This is a genomic window from Rhodococcus sp. OAS809 (genome assembly GCF_040546695.1).
Lineage (GTDB): Bacteria > Actinomycetota > Actinomycetes > Mycobacteriales > Mycobacteriaceae > Rhodococcus_F > Rhodococcus_F qingshengii.
The window spans coordinates 4364656-4387922 of the sequence record NZ_JBEPOI010000002.1 but is presented as its reverse complement, the minus strand read 5'-3'; the positions used below and the strand labels follow the sequence as shown (position 1 = coordinate 4387922).

At 61.5% G+C, this 23267-nt stretch carries 25 protein-coding genes; 14 read left to right on the top strand and 11 right to left on the bottom strand.

The window, feature by feature from the left end; genetic code table 11:
* Positions 1-61 precede the first annotated feature (61 nt).
* From ABIE52_RS23355 to ABIE52_RS23345, 3 genes are all read left to right on the top strand, one after another.
* Positions 62-982: a LysR family transcriptional regulator gene (locus tag ABIE52_RS23355; RefSeq protein ID WP_054188335.1), complete on the top strand. Its 921-nt coding sequence runs from the start codon at positions 62-64 to the stop codon at positions 980-982.
* Complete coding sequence (locus ABIE52_RS23350) at positions 979-1665, top strand: hypothetical protein (RefSeq protein ID WP_054188336.1); 687 nt, start codon at positions 979-981, stop codon at positions 1663-1665. Before ABIE52_RS23355 ends, ABIE52_RS23350 begins: the two co-directional genes overlap by 4 nt.
* Positions 1666-1761: 96 nt before the next feature.
* A complete protein-coding gene (locus ABIE52_RS23345) occupies positions 1762-2199 on the top strand; it encodes an SRPBCC family protein (RefSeq protein ID WP_007735601.1) in 438 nt (145 codons plus the stop codon).
* Between the two features lie 18 nt (positions 2200-2217).
* On the opposite strand, the gene ABIE52_RS23340 is transcribed toward ABIE52_RS23345, so the two are convergent.
* Positions 2218-2685, bottom strand: a complete 468-nt coding sequence (locus ABIE52_RS23340; protein ID WP_031331426.1) for a hypothetical protein — start codon at positions 2683-2685, stop codon at positions 2218-2220.
* Positions 2686-2813: 128 nt separating this feature from the next.
* The gene (locus ABIE52_RS23335; RefSeq protein ID WP_192712687.1) at positions 2814-3440 is read right to left on the bottom strand and encodes a methyltransferase domain-containing protein; all 627 of its coding nucleotides are present in this window, start codon (positions 3438-3440) and stop codon (positions 2814-2816) included.
* A gap of 105 nt (positions 3441-3545) precedes the next feature.
* Here ABIE52_RS23335 and ABIE52_RS23330 point away from each other — a divergent pair, with 105 nt between their 5' ends.
* Positions 3546-3794 carry a DUF3253 domain-containing protein gene (locus tag ABIE52_RS23330; RefSeq protein WP_064443525.1) on the top strand — a complete coding sequence of 83 codons (249 nt, stop codon included), beginning with the start codon at positions 3546-3548 and terminating at the stop codon, positions 3792-3794.
* A 42-nt stretch (positions 3795-3836) separates the two neighbouring features.
* Here the strand turns inward: ABIE52_RS23330 and ABIE52_RS23325 are convergent, their stop codons facing one another.
* The 5 genes from ABIE52_RS23325 to ABIE52_RS23305 form a co-directional block, all read right to left on the bottom strand.
* A complete protein-coding gene (locus tag ABIE52_RS23325; RefSeq protein ID WP_192712686.1) occupies positions 3837-4703 on the bottom strand; it encodes an NmrA family NAD(P)-binding protein in 867 nt (288 codons plus the stop codon).
* A 55-nt stretch (positions 4704-4758) separates the two neighbouring features.
* On the bottom strand, positions 4759-5259 hold the full coding sequence (locus tag ABIE52_RS23320) for a hypothetical protein (protein WP_192712685.1): 501 nt from the start codon (positions 5257-5259) through the stop codon (positions 4759-4761).
* A gap of 121 nt (positions 5260-5380) precedes the next feature.
* Positions 5381-5899 (bottom strand): MarR family winged helix-turn-helix transcriptional regulator, encoded by a 519-nt coding sequence (locus ABIE52_RS23315; RefSeq protein ID WP_003943230.1) that lies wholly within the window; start codon positions 5897-5899, stop codon positions 5381-5383.
* A gap of 54 nt (positions 5900-5953) precedes the next feature.
* The gene (locus tag ABIE52_RS23310) at positions 5954-7414 is read right to left on the bottom strand and encodes an amidase (RefSeq protein ID WP_192712684.1); all 1461 of its coding nucleotides are present in this window, start codon (positions 7412-7414) and stop codon (positions 5954-5956) included.
* A 39-nt stretch (positions 7415-7453) separates the two neighbouring features.
* Positions 7454-8680, bottom strand: coding sequence for an MFS transporter (locus ABIE52_RS23305; protein ID WP_192712683.1), 1227 nt, complete (start codon positions 8678-8680; stop codon positions 7454-7456).
* 119 nt (positions 8681-8799) lie between these two features.
* Here ABIE52_RS23305 and ABIE52_RS23300 point away from each other — a divergent pair, with 119 nt between their 5' ends.
* Together ABIE52_RS23300 and ABIE52_RS23295 are read left to right on the top strand one after the other, a co-directional pair.
* Positions 8800-9699: a LysR family transcriptional regulator gene (locus ABIE52_RS23300; protein ID WP_042448101.1), complete on the top strand. Its 900-nt coding sequence runs from the start codon at positions 8800-8802 to the stop codon at positions 9697-9699.
* A 67-nt stretch (positions 9700-9766) separates the two neighbouring features.
* Entirely contained in the window at positions 9767-10255 is a 489-nt protein-coding gene (locus tag ABIE52_RS23295; RefSeq protein ID WP_030537159.1) for a hypothetical protein, read from the top strand.
* Between the two features lie 60 nt (positions 10256-10315).
* Here the strand turns inward: ABIE52_RS23295 and ABIE52_RS23290 are convergent, their stop codons facing one another.
* The 3 genes from ABIE52_RS23290 to ABIE52_RS23280 form a co-directional block, all read right to left on the bottom strand.
* Positions 10316-11176 (bottom strand): alpha/beta hydrolase family protein, encoded by an 861-nt coding sequence (locus tag ABIE52_RS23290; protein ID WP_192712682.1) that lies wholly within the window; start codon positions 11174-11176, stop codon positions 10316-10318.
* Positions 11177-11362: 186 nt separating this feature from the next.
* Positions 11363-12289 carry a LysR family transcriptional regulator gene (locus ABIE52_RS23285; RefSeq protein ID WP_192712681.1) on the bottom strand — a complete coding sequence of 309 codons (927 nt, stop codon included), beginning with the start codon at positions 12287-12289 and terminating at the stop codon, positions 11363-11365.
* Positions 12286-13176, bottom strand: coding sequence for a LysR family transcriptional regulator (locus tag ABIE52_RS23280; protein WP_192712680.1), 891 nt, complete (start codon positions 13174-13176; stop codon positions 12286-12288). Before ABIE52_RS23280 ends, ABIE52_RS23285 begins: the two co-directional genes overlap by 4 nt.
* 234 nt (positions 13177-13410) lie before the next feature.
* On the opposite strand from ABIE52_RS23280, the gene ABIE52_RS23275 reads away from it, so the two are divergent.
* From ABIE52_RS23275 to ABIE52_RS23250, 6 genes are all read left to right on the top strand, one after another.
* Positions 13411-14283: an ABC transporter permease gene (locus ABIE52_RS23275; protein ID WP_029256682.1), complete on the top strand. Its 873-nt coding sequence runs from the start codon at positions 13411-13413 to the stop codon at positions 14281-14283.
* Positions 14284-14294: 11 nt separating this feature from the next.
* Positions 14295-15068 carry an ABC transporter ATP-binding protein gene (locus ABIE52_RS23270; protein WP_042448237.1) on the top strand — a complete coding sequence of 258 codons (774 nt, stop codon included), beginning with the start codon at positions 14295-14297 and terminating at the stop codon, positions 15066-15068.
* A 90-nt stretch (positions 15069-15158) separates the two neighbouring features.
* Entirely contained in the window at positions 15159-16115 is a 957-nt protein-coding gene (locus tag ABIE52_RS23265) for an ABC transporter substrate-binding protein (RefSeq protein WP_136471075.1), read from the top strand.
* Positions 16116-16166: 51 nt separating this feature from the next.
* Entirely contained in the window at positions 16167-17264 is a 1098-nt protein-coding gene (locus tag ABIE52_RS23260; RefSeq protein WP_136471077.1) for a hypothetical protein, read from the top strand.
* Entirely contained in the window at positions 17261-18397 is a 1137-nt protein-coding gene (locus tag ABIE52_RS23255) for a CaiB/BaiF CoA transferase family protein (protein WP_136471079.1), read from the top strand. The genes ABIE52_RS23260 and ABIE52_RS23255 overlap by 4 nt, the downstream gene beginning before the upstream one ends.
* Before the next feature lie 80 nt (positions 18398-18477).
* A complete protein-coding gene (locus ABIE52_RS23250) occupies positions 18478-19461 on the top strand; it encodes an NAD(P)H-dependent flavin oxidoreductase (protein ID WP_118605803.1) in 984 nt (327 codons plus the stop codon).
* On the opposite strand, the gene ABIE52_RS23245 is transcribed toward ABIE52_RS23250, so the two are convergent.
* Positions 19462-19638: a hypothetical protein gene (locus ABIE52_RS23245; protein ID WP_156511704.1), complete on the bottom strand. Its 177-nt coding sequence runs from the start codon at positions 19636-19638 to the stop codon at positions 19462-19464.
* 419 nt (positions 19639-20057) lie between these two features.
* Between ABIE52_RS23245 and ABIE52_RS23240 the strand changes: the two genes are divergently transcribed.
* Together ABIE52_RS23240 and ABIE52_RS23235 are read left to right on the top strand one after the other, a co-directional pair.
* Entirely contained in the window at positions 20058-21074 is a 1017-nt protein-coding gene (locus ABIE52_RS23240; protein ID WP_050654928.1) for a hypothetical protein, read from the top strand.
* Positions 21075-22072: 998 nt separating this feature from the next.
* Entirely contained in the window at positions 22073-23242 is a 1170-nt protein-coding gene (locus tag ABIE52_RS23235) for an iron-containing alcohol dehydrogenase (RefSeq protein ID WP_024487884.1), read from the top strand.
* The last annotated feature ends 25 nt before the right edge of the window (positions 23243-23267 follow it).

Below are 23267 nucleotides of genomic sequence, written 5' to 3'. Positions count from 1 at the left end.
CACGACCGCTTTGCTCCTGACTGATAGGCACAACCTCCCACCGCACGTAGCATGAAGGATCGTGGAGCTGCGTCAGCTGAGATATTTCGAGGTCGTCGCCGAGGAATTGCACTTCGGCCGAGCCGCGGCGCGGCTACTGATAGCCGGGCCGTCATTGTCGCAGCAGATCATGGCACTCGAGCGCGACCTCGGCGTCAAGCTGTTCGTCCGCGACCGCCGTTCCGTCGCTCTGACGCCAGCCGGCGCGGCCTTGCTCCCTGATGTCCGTGCGCTACTCGAGAGTGCCGAGAATCTGCGACGCCGCGCGGAGCGTCTGTCCGGAGCGGAGCCCGTCCGGATCGGCTACGTCAATTGGCTCCCCACGGATCTGATCGCGCGCACTTCAGGGGTCGCGCAACTGCACGTCGACGCCTGGGTGGTGCCATCACACGCACAGGCCGCGCGGGTGGCAGACGGCAGCCTCGATCTGGCGATCGCCTGGGTACGTAAATACGATGTCGCCCAAAACGGTTTGAACGCCAGACTGCTCGGTGCGGATCGGCTCTACGCCGTCTCCACCGGAGAGGACACCACACCGGTGCGGGCACGCGACGTCGTCGTGCTCGTCGACGACGACACCACCTCCTGGTATTCGTGGAACGTCTTCGCCGAAGAATTCGCTCGCGATACCGGCGCACAGATCATGCGCATCAACGACGGTGGTATCACCGGCCCGGCATTCTTCGATCACGTCCGTGCCGTCGGCCGTCCGGTCGTCAACTCGCCCAAAGGGCAGACCATCACGCTGCCGAGCGATCTCACGGCACGCCCGATGATCGACCCGGCGGCAATCTGGACGTGGTCACTCCTGTGTCGTGAGAACGAAACGCGCCCTGCCGTTCTCGCGGCCGTCGACGCTCTCACCCGCGGCGTCACTGATCTCGGAATCCACGAGGACGGGAGATGGCTACCCATGGACGATCCTTACCGGAGGACTCGATGACACGACGCGCTATTCGAGTTTTCTGGGGACGACGGCCGGAATCGGTGCAGGCCGTGGCCTCCCGGTGGCGTCGGACGTTGGAGCAAGTCGAATTCCTGTTGCCCGAGGTGGTCGGCGGGTCGTGGCAACAGATCCATTCCGCTGGACCTGCTACTGCCGTGACCGTCGACCAGTTGGCACACGTGCTCGAGATCGCGCAGGCCGCCGAAGACTGGTCGGATCGTCTGGGAATCGGGTTGAGGCTCGCATCCGGCGGAGGGCCCGAATGGGGGCTCGAACTCTCAGGGTTGGCCGGCGGCGAACCGGAAATCGTCCTACAGTCGATGATTCTCGCTGTCAGCGCGCCGGACGCCGCCGAAGTTCCTGAGACAGAACTACTTCGGATGCTCGCCGCGGTGTGGGAACCGGACTTCGGGGATGTCACCGACGACAACATCCTCGACGCTCTCGAAGACGAGTCCGACTATCGCGTCGGTGATCCCGTGATCGGCCGAGTCGGCTACCTCTCGTCCGCTCGCGCTGACGCGATCCCGGATGACCTGGCAGCAGGCGTTGCCGCGTTACCGGGCGGCGTGTTGCTACAGATCGGGGCCGTCGATGGGGTCGTTCGGGCGTACGAGCGCCTGCGCGAGACCGGCGCACTCGATCCGCTTCCACGTCCACTGGACCGCGCAGTCTTCTGAAGGCGGTTACCGTTCGTCGAGTTTGGGTAGCCCGGGCGTCGGAACGAAGTCTCGCCTCGGCACTACCGCCGAAAAATGAACCGAAAGGCCCACCGCATGGTTGACGTCACCCGCAAATTCACCGCCGAGGTACCGATCGAGAAGGCTGCGGCGTTTCTCCGCGACTTCGCCAATGCGCCGACGTGGGATCCGGGCACCGAGAGTTGCACGCAGATCTCCGACGGTCCTGTCGGCGTCGGAACCCAATGGCACAACGTGTCGAAGCTGTTCGGCGTCACCACGGAACTGACGTACACGCTGGTGACCGACGAGCTGAATCACGTTGTTCTCGAAGGAAAGAACAAGACTGCCACCAGTACCGACGACATCACCTTGACTTCGGTGGGTCCGAACTCGACCGAGATCGAGTATCACGCGAACGTCGAGTTCAACGGTGCCGCCAAGATTGCGTCGCCTCTCCTGAAGGCGGGATTCGAAGCCAAAGTGGCACCGGAGACGGTGAAGAAGATGACGGAAGCCCTCGAAGCGCTCTGACCGTCCGTCAGGTTCTTGTCACTGTGGGTTGCCGCCGCTCGCGCCACCGTTGCGAGCTTCGATGGCGTCGATGGACTTCGTGAACGACTTTCCCAGCACTTGGGTGCCGACGAGTCCGAGTACCGACGCCAGGAGCTTTCCCTTGAGGTTCTTGCCGTCCCGGACCACGACGGCATCGACATCGGTCAGACCCGTCGGTTGCCGGGTCAGCGTGTAGGTATGGCTCGACGCCCCGCCCCACAGGTTGGAGTCGGTGGTTGTCATCACGACGCGGTGCGGGTCGGTCCAGTCGTAGTGCAGACGCTCCCAGATACCACTGGAGCCCTCGGTGACATCAGCATCGTGGGGTCCTTGTTGGTGCACTTTCAGGTAGCTGTCCGCACTGCGGCCGAAGATTTCCTCACGGCCCGGGCCGAAGTCGGTCAGGCCGGCAAGGACCTGTTCGGGCGTCGCAGTGGTCGTCTTGTGAAGATGGATCGTGGTCATGGCGCCTTCTTTCAACTGTGGATGATCCGGTGCTGAAAAAGCCGGGAAGTGACTCATCCAGCACACCACTCACACGAAATGAATGAAAGAGAATTGCTCGCCCTGTCTCGATCCGCTGTCTCGATCCGCTATTCGACGCCGCGCCGGCTGGCAGTGATTGCGCCGTGCGGCCTGTAGCCGCTCCCCGTCCGGGTATGGGTCTCGATCACGTCGAAACCCGCTGTGACCAGCACCTCGGCAAGTTCGGTCACCGGCCATCGATAACCAGTCGTCGCGGCATGATCAAAAGGCTCTACCGTTGTGCCTTCGAAGAAGCCCACCAGCAACCCACCACCTGGGCGGATCACGCGCGCGAATTCAGCGAGCGGTGCCTCGATATCTTGCGGGTGATGGTGAATGAGCGAGTACCAGGACAGCACGCCGCCCAGTGAATTCGTTTTCGCGTCCAATGCCTCGAAGCCCCCGACCTCGAAGGAAAGATCCGGGTATCGGGTGCGGGCTCGTTCGACGAACTCGGGCACGAGATCGATCCCGCTCACAGCCAGCCCGGCCTGGGCCAGGAAGTCTGTCCACTGCCCCGGCCCGCACCCGGCGTCGAGCACGGGGCCGGTCAAAGTGGCAGCCCAGCTGGTCACCAGGGCCCGATCAGATACGTGCGTCGAATCCATCGAGCCGAAGAGGTCCGTGTACTCCTGGGATCTGGCCGAATACGACTCTCGGACTACGTCGCGGCGCGTTGCACTCGAATTCTCCACGCCGTCAATGATTATCGATGTGCACCATTCCTTCGCCACAACTCGCCGAACCGAAGGTTCATACTCTGTTGAAGGCCTACGGTCACGTCCGGAAACTGAGGTCATATGGTGGAAGAGAAAGAACTGGCGGCGAAGATCCGCGAACTACTCAGTGCCCGATCGGCCGAGTCGAGCATCTGCCCCTCCGACGTGGCCCGCGCAGCGGCACCCGACAATTGGCGTCCGCTGATGGAACCCGTCCGAGAGGCTGCCCGCCACATGGTGGCCCACGGCGAAGTGCAGATCACCCAAGGCGGCGAAGTCGTCGACCCGGAATCCGTACGAGGTCCGATCAGGATTCGGTGGGCTCGTTGATCAACCGCATGACTGCTGGCGGCACTGCTCTCGCAGCGTGAATCAGCGGAAACGGTCCAGATGCTCACGCAGGAACGCATCCAGGGTTCGTGGCTCACGCCCCAGGACACGTGCCACCGTGTCGGTGGGTGACTCCGGGCGCGAGACGGCAAGTTGCTGGATCTCCAGAATGTGCTCGGCCAGCCACGGAGGCATGTGGGCATGATCGACGAGGTCTTGCCGAAGTTCGTGCGGTGGCAGGTCGATATATTGGACGGGGCGATCGAGCATGCGGGTCAGAGAATCGGCGATGCCGCCGTAGCCGACTGCCTCGCTGCCCGTCAGGACGTAGGTGCCGCCGGCGAGGTCGGCGCGTGTGAGCACGGCCGCGGCGACGTCACCGATATCTCGGCAGTCGATCCAGTTGCACGGCGCGTCCCGCATCGCGCCCAGAATCACCCCTTGCGCAGCCACCGCCGGAGCCAGGAGCAACAGATTCTGCATGAACGCATAAGGGCGGAGCAGAGTGTGGCGGATCCCGGATGCACGCAGGTGTTCGCCGACGTCATGGTGGCCGCGGGAGAGAGCGATGGGGGAGTCGGCCGCGGCGGCGGGGTCGGAGATCTTGACGATGTGTTCGACGCCGCTCTCGGCGGCTATGTCGATCACACGCGTTTCGAGCTCGACCTGTTCGAGTCCGTTGGCCATGGCGAGGAAAAGTTGTTCGGCCCCTTTGAAAGCCGTCCGTAGCGAAGTTGGGTCTGCGGCATCGGCCGGCACTACTTCGACCAAACCGTCGGCCAAATCGCCGAGGTGGGCGCGCAGCCTGTCCGGGTCGCGGGACAGCGCTCTGCTCGGCACACCCGAGGATGCGAGACTGCGTAGCAACGCGCCGCCTGTGGTTCCGGACGCTCCCATGATGACGATCATCGTGTTCCTTTCGGTCTTCCCCGGGAAACCAGGGATCTTTGACATGTGTTGTCGGTCAGGGATTCTGACGGCGCCATCGCCAGCTGACGATGACGGCAGCGACAGCGGCAGATATCGGTAGATCGAGTTGCAGGCGAGCAAGCCAAGCAGTGTCGACCACGCTCGTGTGAGCTGGTAGCCAACGGGAGGCGAACCACCCGACGAGACCAGCAATCACAGCGGCTCCGACGGCAAGAATTGCCGCCACCATGACGCGAGGCAGTGTCGTGGTCCACGGCCGTGACCTCCCGCGACGCTGCAGCCAGGAGCCGATCAGCAACGCCACCACTGCCGACGTGCCCGCGATGGACGTAAATGCCGCCATCGTGAGGCCCGATTGGCCGGATGCGACTCCGCCCGCACCCGCCATCAGCGCAGGGGCAAGGTAGGCGACCAGCACCTCTCTCCACAGGATGAAAGGTCGTGCGCCGCGACGATCGGCAACCGGGTCGATTCGATTGGAATCGGTTATCTCCCTTTTGTTTTCGCGACGGATCGGCGGGGTGAGTCCGGACATGAAGGAGGCCAACTTTCCGATAATAATTAGGTGACTAACTATTTGGGCATGAAGAGAGAAGTCTCTGTCGAGAATTGACGACGATTCGAATCGCTACGCGAATACTTGTAATCCCAGCCGACTACTCCGCAGTCAGCGCACCGATACCGCGAACGACCCGCGAGAGCAGATCCAAAAAAACCGCACGCTCGTCGACAGTGAGCTCGTCGACCATTTCCTCGAGACGAGCAAAGTGTTCGGGCGCCATGTCACGCAACCGCTGAGCGCCACGAGCAGTCAGGACGACCACCGCACCACGCCCGTCCTCCGCGGACGGACGTCGAGCGACCAAACCCTCCTGCTCGAGCCCATCGACCAAGCCGGTGACCGTGGCCCGCGAGACGCCGAGATCAGCGGCCAGTCGCGAGGGAGATTTCTCCCCGTCGTGGTCTTCCAGATCCGCAAGCAGTCGGTAACGGCCGGTCGACAGTCCATACCTCGCGAAGTGAACCTCGGTCGCTCGACCGAGTCGCGCGCCCGCCGAGATCAGCCGCACCGCAACCAGCACAGCCTGCGGATCGGACCCGAGGCCGTAGTGCTCCAACTGCCGCCGCGCCTGATCCAACGTGGGTGAGTCGTGATCGGTTCCGTCCACTGCCATGCAACTAATATGGCACCTAACTACATTCTGGTCAACCCTCCACCAGAGCTAGCTTCAAACGCCGAACAATACCTGCGGGGCCGCATGGCAGTCCGGGTGATTGCCGGGATACGGCAGGACCTTCTCGAGGGCGAGCCCAATCGCAAAGGCCGTCTGGTCGTCGTACGGCCGCGTAACTATCTGTGTGCCCGTGGGGATTCCGTTCCGAGCGAAACCTGTGGGGATTGTCAGCACCGGGCAGCTACTCAGGATGTTGAAGGTGATGGCCGGTACAGCCTCGAGGTAGAACTCCAATTCTGTTCCAGCCACATTGATTCTGTGCCCCACGTAGTCGTCGCCGGCAAGAAAGCCCTCCGTCGCCACTGCCGGAGTGATCAACGCGTCATAGGTGTCGAACAGGGATCCGATCGACGAATACAGTTCGGCTTCGATCGCGAGTCCGTCGAGGAAAGTCGCATCACCACGAGTGCGACGTGCCCATCGCGCGAATTCCTTCGCGTACTCCGTGACCTTGTCGGGGTGCGCGGACGCTTCGGCAGAGATCGAAGCACCGAACACGTGGTCGTAGTGAATGGCGGCCGCGCGCATGACGGCAGTGCGGGACAGGTCGACTTCGATGATCTCCGCGCGTGCGCCCAGAGCGGTGAGGGTGTCCACCAACTTCGCCGTGTTCTCGGCGACGTCCGGATCAACCGGCCAGTCACCCAATGCGGGGATCACGGCGATACGCATTCCCGCGCACGAACGCGTTGCGAAGGTAGGTAACTGCGATGCCGGTACATGCGAGGCAATGTCAGCGGAGGTCGGTCCCGCGATGACCGACTGCAGTGTGAGGCAATCACTTACGGTGCGCGCCATCGGACCGCAGTGGCAGTAGCGATCGAGATTGAAGGGCGGATCAACGGGGACACGGCCATGCGGTGGCTTGAACCCGACAATTCCGTTGAGAGACGACGGAGTTCGGATCGATCCTGCAACATCGGAACCGGTAGCCAAGTGCGTCATCCCCGTGGCAAGTGCGACTGCCGATCCACCGGAAGACCCGCCGGAGGAGTATTTCGTGTTCCACGGATTGCGAGTGACGCCCCACAACTCGGACTGTGTGAACGCGGCCGAGGAGAATTCGGGCGCCGTCGATCGCGCGTGGACGATCGCACCGGCGTCGATGATTCGCTGCACGAAAGTGGAAGTGTGAGTGGCGATCACATACTCATAGACCTTGGACCCTTGAGTCCAAGGTTGGCCTTGTACCGCTTCATCCTCTTTCACCACAACGGGAACACCGGCGAGCGGAAGGCTGACATCCGAGCCGCGGGCGTAGTGGCGTTCCGCTGACTTCGCTTGTACTCGTGCAGTAGCGAAGAAAGTGTGTCCCACTGCGTTCAAGGTTGGGTTGAGCGCCTCGATACGTTCGATGGTGGACTCGAGCACGTCCACCGGAGACAGCGATTTGTCCCGGTAGCGTTCGAGCAACTCGGCCACATCCATGAATGCCGAAGCGGGTGTCTGGTGCATATCTGTTGTCCTGCCTCTATGAAGGTTTGTGTAGGCGGACTAGGTTGTCAGTTCGCGCTTTGCCACGACGGGATTGCGGAATGTCGCGAGCAGCATTGCCAGAGTTGCGATTCCCGCGGCTGTCCAGAAGACCGTTTCGGAACCGGAGTGGTCGTGAATGCGTCCGCCCGAAAACGCACCGAGCGCGATGCTTGCATTGAAGACTGCAACCCACAGAGCAGAAGCAGCCTCGCGGTGAACGGGAGCTGCTTGTGCGATCCATGTTTGAGTACTCACCGATACACCACCGTAGAAGAGGCCCCAAGCCGCCATGAGCAGAGCAGCTGCGATCAAGGTGGTAGCCGAGATCGGAAACAGGGCGAGTGTGACCGCTACTCCCGCGCTGAGGATGACGACCACAGTCTTCGGAGACTTGGCTGCAGATGGCCCGGCAATGAAGTTGCCGACGACGCCCAGAGCCCCGTAGATCAAGAGCATCGTGCCGATCTGTGCAGGGCTCAACCCCGCGAAGAACTCCAGCCCCGGACGCACATAGGTGTACGCCGCGAAATGAGCGGCGACGATGAGCGCGGTAATCGCGAATCCGACCCGGACTCCTGGGTTACGAAAGGCCGCCACGAGACTCCCGAGCGACAAGGCCCGATCAGCTGGCATCGTGGGTAGGACAGCGATCATGGCGATCGCGATCAGCGTCGCGGCGCAGCTGAGAGTCCAGAACGCCACGCTCCATCCGGCGACTGCCCCGATATACGTCCCAGCAGGGACACCGAGAACTGAGGCAACAGCGATTCCGCTGAAGATGATCGTGGTCGCCAACCCGACGGATCTGGTCTCCACCAACCTGGGAGCCAGGCTTGCGGCGAGTGCCCAGACTCCGCCCATGCTCACGCCTAGAAGGACGCGAGCCACAGCGAGGACAACGAAGCTCGGAGCAAGGGCCGTGAGGGCGTTCGCCGCTGCGACTAACAGCATCAAGACGATGAGCGTCGACCGACGATCGAAGCGCCGGGTCACGATGGGCACAAACGGGGCAGTGGCCGCTGCCACCAATCCGGTAATGGCCAGTGAGAGCCCGATGGTCCCTTCGCTTTCCACCAGGTCAGCACCGATCGGGGTGAGTAGCCCGACCGGCATCATCTCTGCCGCGACAACGATGAAGGTGGACGCTGCGATCAGGGCGACCGCAGCCCACCGGTTCTCAATGGTGTGTGCGTGGGTTGAGGACGTGGACGCAGGGCTGTTCTGTACAGATGCGGAGTGGGGCATGTAACCAGAGAAGCTCCTGCACGCCGATGGATCAACGGCGAATCGCTCATCCAACCATTAGCTCAATTCATCGATGAGCCATGATGGAGTGGTCGAATGAGTCGAAGGTCGGAGTGAAAATGTCGGAGCCTCCGATGCGTGAGATCGAGTGTTTCCTCGTTCTCGCTGAAGAACTGCACTTCGGTCGCACCGGCGAGCGGCTGTTCATCTCCCAGAGCCGAGTGAGTCAGCTGATCAGCGCATTGGAGCGTCGTATCGGCACAAGCCTGGTGGCGCGGACCAGTCGCCGCGTGCACCTGACTGAATTCGGTGCCGATTTTCTTGCGTCGTTGGCTCCCGCGCATCGTGCGCTTGTCGGAGTAATCGAGGACGCTCAATCGAGAGCACGCAACACGCCGACGCCGTTTCGGGTGGGTTTCCAAGGAGCAATTTACGATTCGATCGCGGCTGCTGTCTCTCGTTTCGAGATACAACATCCGCAAACATGCGTGACCATCAAAGAATTACCCCTGGGTGATCCGTTCAGTGATGTACTCGCCGGGCGAATCGATGCGGCAGTGGCCCTTCTCCCCGTAGATGAGCCGGAACTGACAACCGGGCTCGTCTTTTCTCGACAGCCCCAGACCCTCGCCGTCTCAGTCCATCACCCGTTCAGCGAACTGGGCGTGATCGACGCCGAGCAGTTGGCGCAGATCTGTCTCGTACCCATCACCGGCCCCGCCCCCGACTATTGGCAGCGTGTGAATTCCCCGAGCACGACGCCGGGCGGAGCCACGATTCCCACGCAGGGTGGGGCGAGCACCGTTCAGGAAGGCCTGTCGCAGGTCGCATTCAGTCAGGTCGGCCTCATCCTCTGCGCTGCAACCGCTGCATACAGCCAGCGCTCGGACATCACATTCGTACCGATCAACGGATTACCCGAATCTGCTTTGGGTCTCGTGTGGCGTACCGATCTCGAAAGCCCACGACTTCGCGCTTTCGCGAAAGCAATCGAGGAAGCACACACCTGTCCCTCCTGACGTCGATCAGTAAGTCGCGGAAGGAGTCCGGGGCGTTGAGATGCATCGTGTGTGAGATGATCGCGCCATGTCTGCGATCACCGACTACTTCACCGCGCGCACGGATGAACATGCCACCTCTGCCCTCGAGGGACTCGTCGACTTGGAACCAGAGGTGATGGAGGCGAACGCAGCTTCTCGCCCGCGGATCCAGTTGGCTGCGAGTGGGACTCCAGTTCTGCAGGCGAAAGGCGTCGATCCAGTTGTCGCGCTCGGCCGACTGGAAGCAGCCCTCACCGCTCGCCCCTACGACGAAGTTGCAAAAGGTCCACGCTGCGGGAAACTCGTCGCGATGAGCGACGACGGCGACACCCTCGTGCTCACGGTTACCGACGAATTGCGTGATGCACTAGCGGAATTGAACGCAGAAGGCGTCGCGGCCGCTGCGGCCGCCTGGGCGATCGACGAGACCAGTGAACCGTCGGAGGACTCAGTGCCGTTCCTGACCGCCTTCGTCGAACTAGCGACCAGAGCTGTGGCTCAGGGCGAACGAATGTACGGCTACGTCGTCATTTGAGCTTCGCAACTCCGCCGATCTGAACAGACAGGTCGTTCGTCTTCGACTCCCGACTTACCGTCAGCCCGGGATCTGCCGGGCCAGATCGTTGCGGTCGAAGTCGGAGAACTGCTGGGTGTCAGTGCAGTATCCACAGCTCGCTCCGAAGAACTCGGTGCGAGCGTTCGGATCGTCGAGTAGCCAGTACCGCAGCCACGCCGTGCTCGGCCCGCGCATATCGCCGCCGTTGATCGCCGTACCGAAGTGCGTGGCGCCGCGCAGTTCCAGATACTCGGCAGGCACGTGGTCTGCGTCCTCGTACATCGCCCGCACGATCGCCGGCCAAACGATTGCGTCGGCCTGGCCGGCCAGATAGAGAACCGGCTCGTCGATGAGATCGACATCATTGAGCGGGCCTGGTTGGATCGCGACGGCAGTGTCGACGCGGAGGTCGATCGCCGCGTTGATCGCCGCAGACCCGCCCTGCGAGTGCCCCACCGCACCAATGTGTTCCAGGTCGACTTTGCCGTAGAAGACACTCGACGGGCTGGCCGCTTTGTCCGCGATGAGGTCGATTCCCGACCGCATGGTGATGGCGAAGTTGCTTGCCGGTGTATTGGCGGCGACCACGATGAATCCGTGGCTGGCGTAGTGGCGCAGCAAAGAGGTGTACGCACCGGGGAGCACACCGGTCCCGTTCCCCCAGATCACAACAGGGTGCTTCTCGCCGCGCGCGCCGAGCTGGCGCGGGTAGTACAGAGTGTGCACCAGCCCGATCGAGACGTTCGGCGTGTACGGCCCTGCACTCGCCCAATCGTGCCCGACGCTCGGGATGCCGGGCGCATCGGCAGCCGCTGTTCCGGTTGCGCCCGTGAGTCCTAGCGTCGCGCACAACGCAACCGCCGCTGCAGCATTCACGAAATGTTTCAGAGACTTTCGCATGAAAGTCAACCTTTCGAAGTTGATCCGGAGTGACGTGTATTACATATTCACGGGAAGGCAACCCGTCGGCTTTGTTTCAGGAAACGGACTATCCCAGAAGTGTTGTGTCTGTGGACAAAATCATCGTTCTCGGTGGATGCCCGGGCGACGCGAATACCCAGAGCGCAAGGTCGAGATCGCCTCGGCCTACGGCTTCCGCGCGGATTGCTCGGCACACAGCCGTAGGAAATGTTCGACGATCTGCGTGTTCTGGCCGTCCCTTGCCACGGCTGCGATCTTCCGTGGGGGCAGTTCGAATATCTCGCCCACAGTGCACCCGCGTTCGGATGCTCGCTCGGCACTGGAGAGTTCGAGGATGACAGCACCGATCCCTTCGTACGCGAAATCCGCGAAGGCATCGCGGTGCTGTGACCTCATCACGAATGCGTGGTCGATTCGCGGTTCGATCGACCGCAGATGGCGATAGACATCGGAAGTTTCGAACCGTGGTGCGACAACCAAGCCGATGCGCATGAGATCTTCGCCGATGAATACCCCGTCCACCGGTGGCGGGGTACCGGGCGGGCAGACGAGCCGCAACTTGTGGTCCGGAAGGCGCACCGTGCGCGTCCCGGGAACACCGGTGGGCAGCGACTCCATTATTGCCACGTCAGCGGTGCCTGCCATGACCGGGTGAATCGCATCGGCCACGGACGACCCAGGCGGATCCGAGATGGTGATCCTCAGGTTCGGCACCTCCGTGCGCAGCGCTCCGAGCAGTACCGCTGCGGGATCGTCCGCAAGGCTCGCTGTCGTGGCAACACTGAGGTGGGGGACTGCTGACAGTAAGAACTCGCGCTCGACCACTAATCGGTCGAGCGCGGCCAGCGCTTCGCGTGCTGGATCGATGAGATTCCGTCCGCGCGCAGTCAGCGTCGCGCCGGTCCGGCTTCGATTGAAAAGCCGTCCTCCGACGCGTCTTTCGAGCCGCGCAATTGATTGAGAGACGCTCGATGTTCCCGTGAACTGATTTGCCGCTGCCGCCGTGATACTGCCGTGTTCGACGACGGCAAGGAAGTCTTGTAGCTGCCGCGGATCGATTCGCGGGGTGGCGGACTCTCCGAACTTGCTCATCCGGCGTTCCCCATTCCACCTTCGTCACGTAATCGGCTGGTCGTCTCGATAAACGCTTGTGCCGCAGGCGATGGCGTCGAACCGTGGAACATCCAGATATCACGAGTGAGAGGGGGCCGAGTACGACACAGCACCACACCTTCTCCGACTGTATCGGCGACAGATTCGGGAAGGAAAGCGACGCCGACTCCCGCGCGTACAAGTGGGATCATCGAAGCCACAGAGATAGTCTCCGCAACCACCGCCTCGTCCACAGTGCCTTCGCCCAGGCGTTCCGCCAACAGTCGCCGAGTGACATCGTCACGCGGGCTGGTGATCAATCCGATTCGCAACAGATCCGTCAACGCCGCTGCCCCCTCGCCTTCACTTCGTGCGGCCGGCACCAGCGCAACGATTTGTTGCCGGCCGAGAAGGATACGTTCAACGCCCTCGTCGAACACCTCGTCCACCCCGAGGCCGATATCAGCCTGACCCGAGGCGACCACCGTTCCGATTCCGTCGGTGTCATTGCTGAGCATCGTCACCGCAACGTTCGGAAATTTGCTTCTGAACGCACCCAGGGCCGTGGCCGCTGGATCACGCGCCAGTGTTCGCGGACACACGACCGTCAGCCGACCCCGCTGCACGACGTTCAATGGATGCAAAGCGTGATCCAAATCCCGGTATGCCCGAAGTACTTGGGCCGCCGGACCTGTGAGATCGCGTCCAGCGTCGGTCAGGGTGACTCCCCGCGAGCCACGGCGGACGAGCGTCAGGCCGCACTCTTTCTCCATTCTGGCGAGAGCCTCCGAGATTGTCGGCTGGCTGACCCCCAGTCCGCGAGCCGCAGCGGAAATGCTGCCCCGATCAGCAAGGGCGAGAAAGTATTCCAGATGACGCCGGTCCATTCGGGGTTCCCTTCTCGTGGCAGTCCTCGCGCGCGCCCGATTTTGCGCCCGTCAGGCATAGGGAAACCCTATGGCATACCTCTCGAATGTGGCGTAGACGGGAAGAAGTATCCCGTGATCTGCTTCACATATGAACGCAGTGAGCAACAACCCGGGGAGCTTCGACCAGAGGCACCCGTCTGCTTTTGTCGAGCACCTATCGCCGCCTGCGAGCACCACGGAGGAGGCGCCGAAATGACCGAAACCATCACCGCAAGTTCGCCATCCGGTGCTACGTCACCCCGTTCTGCGAGGCGGGCACGCTCTGAGCCGAAGCCCGCTCGACAGCGTCGATCCGGTACGCGACTCACCATCGGGGTACGACTGGCCCAGGTCGCGCTGCTTCTGGTCCTACTCGGAGCGTGGCAGCTCGTCGCATCGCAAGGTTGGATCGAGCCAGTTCTGGCCAAAACGCCAGGCGAGGCCTGGGCCTACTTCACCGCAGCGGTGCAGTCGGGCGAGATTTCGTCGAACTTGCGTGCCACGATGACTGCCGTCGTGATCGCGTGGATCCTCGCCAGCGCAGTCGGGGTGGCGGTCGGACTCTCTCTCGGACTGCTTCCGACCCTCGAACGCATCATGAGTCCGTTCCTGGATGCGGCGAATGCCATGCCACGTCTTGCGCTGGCGCCTCTGCTTATCGTCATCTTCGGGATCACGATGACGGCGAAGGTCGCTCTCGCGTTCACACTCGTCTTCTTCATCGTCTGCTCGAGTGCACGAGCCGGTGTGAAGTCGGTGGACGACGAATGGCTCCGACTATCCACTGTCCTGAATGCCAGTAAGACACAGGTGTTCTGGCACATCCTCCTCCCCGTCGCAACACCTGGCATTTTTGCCGGTCTTCGGTTGGGGCTGATCTATTCGCTACTTGGCGTTGTCGGTTCGGAACTGATCTCGTCACGGGACGGGCTGGGCCAGCTTGTGTCGATCTACTCGGCCCAGTTCCGGATGGAAGCGGTCTACGCGATCCTCATACTTCTCGCAATCGTCGCAGTCGTCCTCAACCAGGTCATGAACTTCGCCGAGCGCTACCTCCTTCGGTGGCAGCCGCCGGCTCGACGATGACAGGAATCATCATGGATACCAACGTGATTACACCCGCCGTACAACTCGACGGACTGACGATATCCTTCCCCTCGCCCGACGGGTCGACGAAAACTGTGGTCGACAATCTCGACCTCACCATCCCTCGCGGACAGTTCGTGAGCTTGGTCGGCAGGAGCGGTTGCGGAAAGACCACTCTGCTCAACGCGCTCGCTGGATTGGTGGACGCAACAGAAGGGAAGACTGAGGTCCTCGGCACAACACCATTCGACGCTCGTTCTCGGATGGGCTTCATGATGGCCCGAGATGCGCTGTTCCCGTGGCGAACAGCGCAGAAGAACGTGGAGTACGGTCTCGAATTGAGGGGAGTACCCAAGGCGGAGAGACGAACTCAATCAGAGCGCTGGCTTGCGGCCGTTCAAATGTCCGAGGCGTCACGGCTGTGGACTTGGCAACTCTCCCAAGGGATGCGCCAGCGTGTCGCGTTGGCCCGAACGTGGGCACTGGATCCGGACATCTTGTTGATGGACGAACCCTTTGCCGCCCTCGATGCGCAAACCCGAGTCGAAGTACAGCGAGAATTCCTCGAGCTTTGGCAATCCCAGGTAGGCCGGACGGTCATCTTCGTAACCCACGACCTCGGCGAAGCCATCTGTCTCTCCGACCGCGTTCTGCTGCTCGGGGCCGGCCGGGTGATCGACGACGTCAGCATTGACATCGAACGCCCCCGCGAACTCGAAACCCTCACCGCCGAACCTCGATACATCGAAATCTTCAACCGGCTGCGTGGTCAGCTCGACCACTGATGTGCCCAGCCAACTCAGCTTGATTTCTGATGCGCCCACCCAACTCAGCTTGATTTCTGATGCGCCCAGCCATCAAGGAACAGGAATCCCATGAAACTTCGACCTTTTGTCGGCACAGTCATTGCAGCGGCCCTACTGCTTTCCGCGTGTGGAGGGGGAGGGCGTCCGAACGACGGTAGCGTCGCCATCGGGGTCTACCCTGCGAGTGCTTTGTCCCTGCCTGTCTACGTCGCTGTCCAACAAGGAATGTTCGACAAGGAAGGCCTCCACGTCGAGCTCATCGACGGAAAGAACGGGCCCGAACTCATCAGCGGTCTCATCGGCGGTACAACCGATCTCGCGGTCGGTGCACCCGGAACCGTCGTGCCGGCCATAGAGCAAGGGCAGAGTCTGCGGCCACTGTCCCCCTACGGGTCGATCGATCTTGCCATCGCCGTGACGAAAGACAGCGGCATCACCACCATCGAGGATTTGCCCGGCAAGCGGATCGCCATACCGTCACGTGGCGGCGCGGCCGAGCAATTCGTCAATCAGCTTCTCGCAGAGAGAAACATCGACGCCTCCACGGTGCAATTCATCGCAGCGGCACCCACCGCGAGTCAGATACCACTCGCACGAAAGGGCGACATAGATGCCGCCGTTCTCACCGCTGCCAGCCAGGCCGTATTCGATGCTGAAGGAATTCCGATGACGGCGATTACAGAAGTAGACCCGGTGGGCTCTGACGGCGTGAGTTCATACGGCCTGGGCACGGTGCTCGTCACGACAGCCACATTCGCTGAATCCGATGCTGCTGCCCCCGTGTGTGCGGCGCTCAAGGCCGCAGCAGGGTGGATAGCCGATCCTGCGAACGAGCTAGCAGGAGCTCAACTTCTCACCGAGCGAATGAATGTTCCTGCTGACAAAGCCAACCAGGTGTGGGCTTGGCAGAAGAGCCTCTGGCCTGTGCAGATTTCGGCCGACCGATGGACCCAGAACGTCAGATGGGTGAACAACCAGACCTCGGGCAAGTCCGACGCAGACGTCCCTTTCGACCCCCTCTGCTGACCAACGCACCCATACACAATCCAGTTCGTCTACCACGAGAGAGAAGAAACGATGACACAACTCACTGACCAGTCAACACAATCCGAGTCCCAGCACGATCGCCGGCAGCTCACCGAGGCTTGGTCTGCAGTCACCGACAGCCTTGCGACATTCGGTTCGACCGCTGCCGCTACCGGATCGCCGCTGGACAGCGCCGAAGGTGTACGGCACGCACTTCGCCTGTTCGGATACCTCGCCGAAATGAATATCGAACGCCAAGACGTGCTCCGACCTGAACTCTTCACTCTGATGTCACCGATGCGAAAGTTCTGGGGAGACGGCATCGACGTCGACTACTGGACTGCGATGATCGACCCCAAAGAAACGTACCGAATTCACGGTAACCGTGGCACAGTGCCGTACGTCGCCGCCCTCGCCAATCGCGTCGGCGCGTCTGGGATCGACCGGGTCGCCGACAACATCGTCATCGACGACAAGGTGTGTGACGCGGACGGCAACTTCGAGATCTTCGTCGCACAAGAACTTAAGGGGCGCAGCGGCATTCGGCTGGATGAGCGCTGCTTCGACGTAGTAGTGCGTGTGTATCACAAGACGCGTAACGCGGAGATCGATCCCGTTCTCCACATCGAGCGCCTCGGTCCGCCGCCTGGTGCACGCCCCGATCTCGACACGGCGTGGCTGGTCCAGCGCCTGACGAAACTTGCGCGTGGCATGGACGTGAGCCTTCGACGCAGTCTTCAGCTCATCGAAACACTCAGTCAGTCTCCTAACGAGATTCGCGTGACCTCGGAGCAGCGAGGGTGGGGAGACTTCTACGGCACCAGCTCCAACCAATACATTGCCGGCTGGTGGTCACTGAAAGACGCTACTGCCGTGGATATTACATTCACTCTCCCGGACTGCACCTACTTCGGAGTGATGCTGTACAACCACTGGTTCGAGTCCTTCGAGTACCGCGACCACACCGTCAACCTCAACGACGCACACTTCGAACGCAATGACGATGGAACGGTGACGATCCGAATCGGGGGAGCAGAAGGTGACAGAAACCGACTGAACCCCTGCAACCACACCGAAGGAATTCTGTTGGCGCGCTGCCTGGAGCCCGCTGAGGATGTCACTTCGCCTCATGTGGAGATCATTCGATGACCGACGAAGTAGACCTGCCGTTGGCAGGTGTCCGAGTAGTGGAGATCGGTCAGCTGATCGCAATACCCAGCGCCGGGCAGCAGTTGTCCGATCTCGGCGCCGAGGTCATCAAGCTCGAGCCTCCAGGTGGTGAACCGGCCCGACAAATCGACGCCGACTACGCGCGCGGCATCTTCTACGGGTACAACCGTGGAAAGCGTTCAATCTGCCTCGACCTCAAAGACTCCGCCGATCTGCAGCGAGCTCGGGATCTGATCGCATCGAGCGACATCTTGCTGCACAATCTTCGCCCGGGAACCCTCGATCGATTGGGATTCTCCTCTACCGAACTCCAACGCCTGCGACCGGAAATCATCGCCGTCTCGGTGAGCGGGTACGGGGCGGAAGGCCCGTCCGCCACCCGCGCGGGGCTCGACATCGCTGCGCAAGCAGAGAGCGGACTGATGTCGGTGACGGGTGAGGCGGATAGCCCGCCACAACGTGTGGGCGCACCGGTCATAGATCATGCAACGAGCTACGTTGTCGCTCAAGCGGTACTGGCAGCGCTACTGCGGCGCGAACGCACCGGCAAAGGATCGTCCGTCCGAGTTTCCCTGCTGGACGTCGCAATCCACTTGCAGACCGCCAACTGGATCGAGTGGCAGGTATCCGGAAAGCCCATGAGTCGCAAAGGGAACGGACAACCAAGCGTCGCACCGGCGGCAGACGTCTTTCGTGCCGTCGACGGCGAGCTGGTGATCAGCGGCTACCAACCGCAAGCCTGGATTGAACTGTGCAAGGCAATCGACCTGCCGGAGTTGGCCGACGACCCGCGGTTCACCACCAACGCTCTGCGCGTGGAAAACCGTGCAGACCTCGTCGCCACGATCGAGAAGCAGCTGTGCCACCGTAGCGCCGCGGAAGCGGTAGAGCATCTCACTGCGGCCGGAGTGGTTGCCGCAGTTGTGCGTGACTACGACCAGGTAATTTGCGCCGACGATGTGATTGCGAACCGTACCTTCATCCCCGGCACCAACGAACATGGCGAACAGTATTTGACGCCTGCCATGCCCTATCGCGCCGAACCTCCGATGGCACGAACTGAACTTTCACAGGTTCCGGCCTTGAACGAGTGGACAACATCGGCGCGCTGAATGCGCCGTTCGGGTCGAAATTGACTTTGCACCAACGTAACTGACAAACAGATAGCCATGCACCATCGAGGAGATGTCCAGTGCTGACCACCGCATTTACCGAGACATTCGGAGTTCGCCACCCAATCGTGCAGGGCGGCATGCAATGGGTGGGGAGAGCAGAACTCGTAGCGGCAGTTGCAAACGCCGGCGCGCTCGGCATGCTCACTGCCCTGACACAGCCGACACCTGACGATCTTGCCCGAGAAATATCCCGAACGCGCGAGCTCACCGATCAACCTTTCGGGGTCAACCTCACAATCCTCCCGACGATCACACCTCCGCCCTACGATGAGTATCGCAACGTGATCATCGACTGCGGAGTGAAAGTCGTCGAGACAGCTGGATCGTCTCCCGCGCCCCATCTGCCGCACTTTCACGGCGCAGGCATCAAGGTTCTCCACAAGTGCACCAGCGTCCGCCACGCGGTCAAAGCCCAGGCCCTCGGTGTCGACGGCATCAGCATCGACGGGTTCGAATGTGCCGGGCATCCAGGGGAAGACGACGTACCGGGTCTCGTCCTCATCGCTGCAGCAGCAGAGCGGATCAGCATTCCCATGATCGCGTCCGGTGGATTTGCCGACGCGCGAGGATTGGTGGCCGCCCTGGCGCTTGGCGCCGACGGCATCAACATGGGCACTCGGTTCATGTGTACCGAGGAGTCCCCGATTCACCACAACATCAAGCAGGCGATAGTCGCTGCCTCGGAGGTCGACACGGAACTGATTTTCAGGTCACTACGCAATACCGCACGGGTAGCACGCAACAGCATCAGCCGAGAAGTTGTCGAAATTCTCTCCAGTGGTGGCAAATTCGAAGACGTTCGACATCTTGTTGCCGGTGCGCGGGGCAGAGCGGTGTTCGACAGCGGCGACCAGGAGGCTGGCATCTGGACGGCTGGGACTGTGCAAGGATTGATTCGCGACGTCCCCACTGTGGGCGAATTGGTGGAACGTATTGTCGCAGAGTCCGAAGCACTGATTGCCGGACGGCTTGCCGGCCTCCTGGACCCGGTCAGCGCCTGACTACGTCCGAACCCGCTGAGCGCTACAGTCGGCCAGTCCTTCGCGCATGACCCCTGCCGTTGCGCTCGTCGACCCGCATGCCGCCGATACCTCGTCCTCGATGCGTCGTGCGGTGACGGTGAGCTCTTCGCGATCGCCTCGCGGCTTGTCATCGCCGTTCGATCGTTTCGGGTGCATCCGGACGATCATTGACGCCAGGACGAGGAAAGGAGGTGTACTCCGAATTGCTTGGGGTCATCAGAGTGACGACCGCAAGGATTTCGATCGGCACCGAACACGATCTACTCGACGTTGTGGCCATGGGGCTACCAAAACATCACCGTCGGCCCGCAGCAGCTCCCCCCATTACGTCCCCCGACATTTCTTGGCTTCGACTGCATACAGCAAGGACGAGAGCCCGGCGCGCCCGTCCCGACTGTGCGATCGTCGAGTCGTCTGACAACCCTTTCAAGGCACCTACTCCCTATGGCGCCCCGATCCCCGCAACAATCTTGCGCTTGACCGAACACCGAAGTCTCACGCGCCCGATAGCGTTCGCGATAGAATCCGATATTTCGCTCGCATCGTCCGGGGCACACCGAAGGGGAATCAAGAGCATGCATGCGGTACCGACCCGGAGGGCGAAATTCGTTGCAGCGGGATTGATCATCGCTGTGGCTACTGCTGGTGCTATCGGTGTATCGAAGATCTTCGCTGCACGCCCATCCTCTGCGAATATCGAAGAGACCATCACGAAAGCGGAACGTGGACGGCACAATCCAGCGTGTGAACCCATCCCGTCGAGGCCCGATGCAGCTACGTTGCGTCGCTCTTCTGACGCGTCGGTTCGTTTGACGAACGTGGTACAGACTGCTGCGCAGCTCTTGCGAGTCAACGGAGCGGCTTGGGGGCCCCAAGTCGCTGTCGGTACTGAGCTATCCATTGATGAAGCTTTCGAGAACGCCGGTTCGATTCCCGGAGATGCGATAGTCGCAGAAGCGGAGTGGCTTCGTCAGGCGCAACGAGATGGACTCTACGACGACGCAGATCGTTCGCTCGATTCGCTTGTCCGGCACATCGAGTCGACAACCATCACGGACGTCGACCTCGCCAGCCATCTGGGGCCGAATTGGCCCGCAGTAATCGATGTCGTCGGGACTGTCGCCGTGATCGGGTTCGAGGAGTACGTGAGCAAGGTGCGCGCGTCACCCCCGATGAGAGCAGCTGACGCGCTCGACCTTCGATCCGCGTTGCGGGAGAACACGGTAGCCCTCGGCCTGGAGGCGGAGTGGGACGGCGCTCAGGAGTTGGTCGCTCTCTACTTTCAAGGATGCACTTCGGCCGCGCTGAGCCGGCGAGAAGCGAACCTTTCGGTCGAGGATTACATCCATGATTGGGACCTGGCGGAGGCTCTGGCACGCGACGCCGTAGCTGCTGCTTTCGCAGCAGATCTCACGAGCAACGAGAACCGTGGACGAGTCGAGATCTTGGCACGAGGTCTTCAGATCATCCAGGCGCCAGACGAATTGGGTCCAAACGACCGGTTGACCCGATCCGTGGATCCGAACGAAAACTTGCATCCGGACGAGGTCGCGCTTCTCGAACTGGAAGATCCATTGATCGAGGGCGAGTGACACGACCAGAGCCTCCGGCGAGTGTGGCGCGGCAAGCAGAAGGGTGGTTGCCGATGTGGCACCGCGCTCTCAGAACCGAAGTGACGCAACATCATCGTGCTCTCCTCTTCGGTGCCCCCTTGCTCACGCAGACAACGCAGCACCTCCTTTCGATACGTACGTAATCGAACCCCGAAAATCATGTCCTCTAGCTGACGGTCCATCCAGTCGAAGAAACAGTTCGCGTCGTTTGGCGGCAGCGGATTTACCGTGGGTATGCCCAGTCTCGAAGCCCCAGCAGAAGCCGAGGGTCTCGACTAACTTTGCCGGACCGACTGCAATGGTCAGCTTCGGCGGAGTGAATCTCGGAAGAAGAAACCTTCGTCCCCGATATGCCAAGTCCCTTTGCAGCTGGATCAACCCGCGGCATACCTCGCGATAATTGTTCACCACAGTGCAGCTGTTCTGACCAAGGAAAGGTCGAGGCGCTTCTCCACGGCGAAGTCGATGCATGTCGCGCCGTCGACACCATGCACCTGAGTGCAGGGAAGGGTGCGCACTGGATTCGGCGTCCGTCACAAGAGTGCCAGTGATGGCTACAGCCCCAGTACTCAACCCAGGCGTCATCGCGCAGCTGTTCCCGAAATTAGGCAATCGGCTGTTAGGTACTTCGACATTTTGGGGCTCGAATCCACCGTAACCGATTCTCGCCCTCCACTGGAGATGCAACGGCGCGCCGCCGGGAGCCATGAGGATTTCTGAAAAACTGCAGATCAAGTCAGTATTGACGCCCACGGACTAACCTCGCCCTCTGGTTCCGCTGGCCAAAAAGACAAACGATTGTGGCGTGCGCCACAAATCTCCTATAGGGTAACCACTGTTAGCCTGCGACGGGGTGCGAGACATTTCCCAGCGCCGGATCCACGCTCTATCCCACTCCTGAACAGACCGAGCGAGAGCTGAGCGCTCTTGACGACGTCGTGGTGGATTGAGGATCAAGAAAGAAAGATGGTATTGCCGTGCAGTCATCACTTGTCTCTCTGCCGTCCATGGAGAGAGTCCGCATTGGCGCTCCGGTCGCGGAGGCCGCGGCCCAGGAAGCAGAGTTGCTCGGGGCGAACCGAGTCTTCGTCGTATGTAGCGGGACGCTCAACTCGCAGACCGACGAGATCGCTCGGGTGATCGAGGCATTGGGTGATCGATTCGTGGGACTGTTCGATGCGGTTCGACCTCATGTACCGCGCGAAGACGTCATTGCTGCCACCCGAGTTGCTGCCGACGCCGATCCGGACATGCTGTTGTGCGTGGGCGGCGGATCGGCGACGGACCTGGCGAAGATCCTTGCAATCACTCTGGAGCACGGAGTTCGCGAGGCATCGCAAATGGACGCCTACCACCTGCAGGTCAATCCCGACACATCGGTGACCGCCCCCACCTTCTCCGCCCCGAAGATCCCGGTAGTGGTGGCGCCCACGACCCTGGCGGGAGGTGAGTTCAACGCGTTGGCCGGGTCGACGGATGAGACGAGCAACGTCAAAGAGGGTTACTTGCATCCGGCGATGACCCCGAAGGCTGTCATCCTCGATCCTGCACTCACGCTGCACACTCCGGAGTGGCTGTGGCTGTCGACCGGGGTTCGCGCACTGGACCACGCCTTCGAGACCCTGGGCTCGCTCGAATCGAACGGGTACTACGACGGGATGGCGATGAACGCCATACGACTGCTCTCCGAAGGACTCGTCCGAGTGAAGGAGAACACCGACGACGTGGATGCGCGGCTGATGTGCCAGGTCGGTGCGTGGTCGTCAATGGTCGCGATCGTCGCAGGCCTCGACATGGGCGTCAGCCATGCCGTCGGGCATGCACTCGGCGGTTCGTTCAACGTCCCACACGGGTACACCTCCTGCGTCATGGCGCCCTTCGCGCTCGAGTACAACCGCGAAGTCAACGAGCATCGCCAGGCGCTGATCAGTGCGTCCTTGGGTGCGCCGCAAACGCCCGCACACGAGTTGGCGGACTCGCTCATCCGGCGGCTCGGCATGCCGAGATCGCTGGGAGAAGTCGGGCTGACCGAAAACGACCTCCCCAGTCTGGCTACGTACACGTTCAAGGACATCTGGTGCGGGACCAATCCGAACCCCATCGCGAATCCGGATGCTTTGGTTCCTTTGTTGCGGCGGGCACTCTGATCGAGCTCGAAAACAAGTGATCCCC

Bases quoted from the DNA above. Each gene is read 5' to 3' on its own strand.
- ABIE52_RS23295 (WP_030537159.1), top strand. From the start codon at position 9,767: ATGTCTGCGATCACCGACTACTTCACCGCGCGCACGGATGAACATGCC.
- ABIE52_RS23325 (WP_192712686.1), bottom strand. From the start codon at position 4,703: ATGATCGTCATCATGGGAGCGTCCGGAACCACAGGCGGCGCGTTGCTA.
- ABIE52_RS23340 (WP_031331426.1), bottom strand. From the start codon at position 2,685: ATGACCACGATCCATCTTCACAAGACGACCACTGCGACGCCCGAACAG.
- ABIE52_RS23290 (WP_192712682.1), bottom strand. From the start codon at position 11,176: ATGCGAAAGTCTCTGAAACATTTCGTGAATGCTGCAGCGGCGGTTGCG.
- ABIE52_RS23330 (WP_064443525.1), top strand. From the start codon at position 3,546: ATGGTGGAAGAGAAAGAACTGGCGGCGAAGATCCGCGAACTACTCAGT.
- ABIE52_RS23275 (WP_029256682.1), top strand. From the start codon at position 13,411: ATGACCGAAACCATCACCGCAAGTTCGCCATCCGGTGCTACGTCACCC.
- ABIE52_RS23280 (WP_192712680.1), bottom strand. From the start codon at position 13,176: ATGGACCGGCGTCATCTGGAATACTTTCTCGCCCTTGCTGATCGGGGC.
- ABIE52_RS23345 (WP_007735601.1), top strand. From the start codon at position 1,762: ATGGTTGACGTCACCCGCAAATTCACCGCCGAGGTACCGATCGAGAAG.
- ABIE52_RS23350 (WP_054188336.1), top strand. From the start codon at position 979: ATGACACGACGCGCTATTCGAGTTTTCTGGGGACGACGGCCGGAATCG.
- ABIE52_RS23245 (WP_156511704.1), bottom strand. From the start codon at position 19,638: ATGCACCCGAAACGATCGAACGGCGATGACAAGCCGCGAGGCGATCGC.
- ABIE52_RS23270 (WP_042448237.1), top strand. From the start codon at position 14,295: ATGGATACCAACGTGATTACACCCGCCGTACAACTCGACGGACTGACG.
- ABIE52_RS23315 (WP_003943230.1), bottom strand. From the start codon at position 5,899: ATGGCAGTGGACGGAACCGATCACGACTCACCCACGTTGGATCAGGCG.
- ABIE52_RS23320 (WP_192712685.1), bottom strand. From the start codon at position 5,259: ATGTCCGGACTCACCCCGCCGATCCGTCGCGAAAACAAAAGGGAGATA.
- ABIE52_RS23260 (WP_136471077.1), top strand. From the start codon at position 16,167: ATGACACAACTCACTGACCAGTCAACACAATCCGAGTCCCAGCACGAT.
- ABIE52_RS23255 (WP_136471079.1), top strand. From the start codon at position 17,261: ATGACCGACGAAGTAGACCTGCCGTTGGCAGGTGTCCGAGTAGTGGAG.
- ABIE52_RS23265 (WP_136471075.1), top strand. From the start codon at position 15,159: ATGAAACTTCGACCTTTTGTCGGCACAGTCATTGCAGCGGCCCTACTG.
- ABIE52_RS23240 (WP_050654928.1), top strand. From the start codon at position 20,058: ATGCATGCGGTACCGACCCGGAGGGCGAAATTCGTTGCAGCGGGATTG.
- ABIE52_RS23305 (WP_192712683.1), bottom strand. From the start codon at position 8,680: ATGCCCCACTCCGCATCTGTACAGAACAGCCCTGCGTCCACGTCCTCA.
- ABIE52_RS23285 (WP_192712681.1), bottom strand. From the start codon at position 12,289: ATGAGCAAGTTCGGAGAGTCCGCCACCCCGCGAATCGATCCGCGGCAG.
- ABIE52_RS23310 (WP_192712684.1), bottom strand. From the start codon at position 7,414: ATGCACCAGACACCCGCTTCGGCATTCATGGATGTGGCCGAGTTGCTC.
- ABIE52_RS23300 (WP_042448101.1), top strand. From the start codon at position 8,800: ATGTCGGAGCCTCCGATGCGTGAGATCGAGTGTTTCCTCGTTCTCGCT.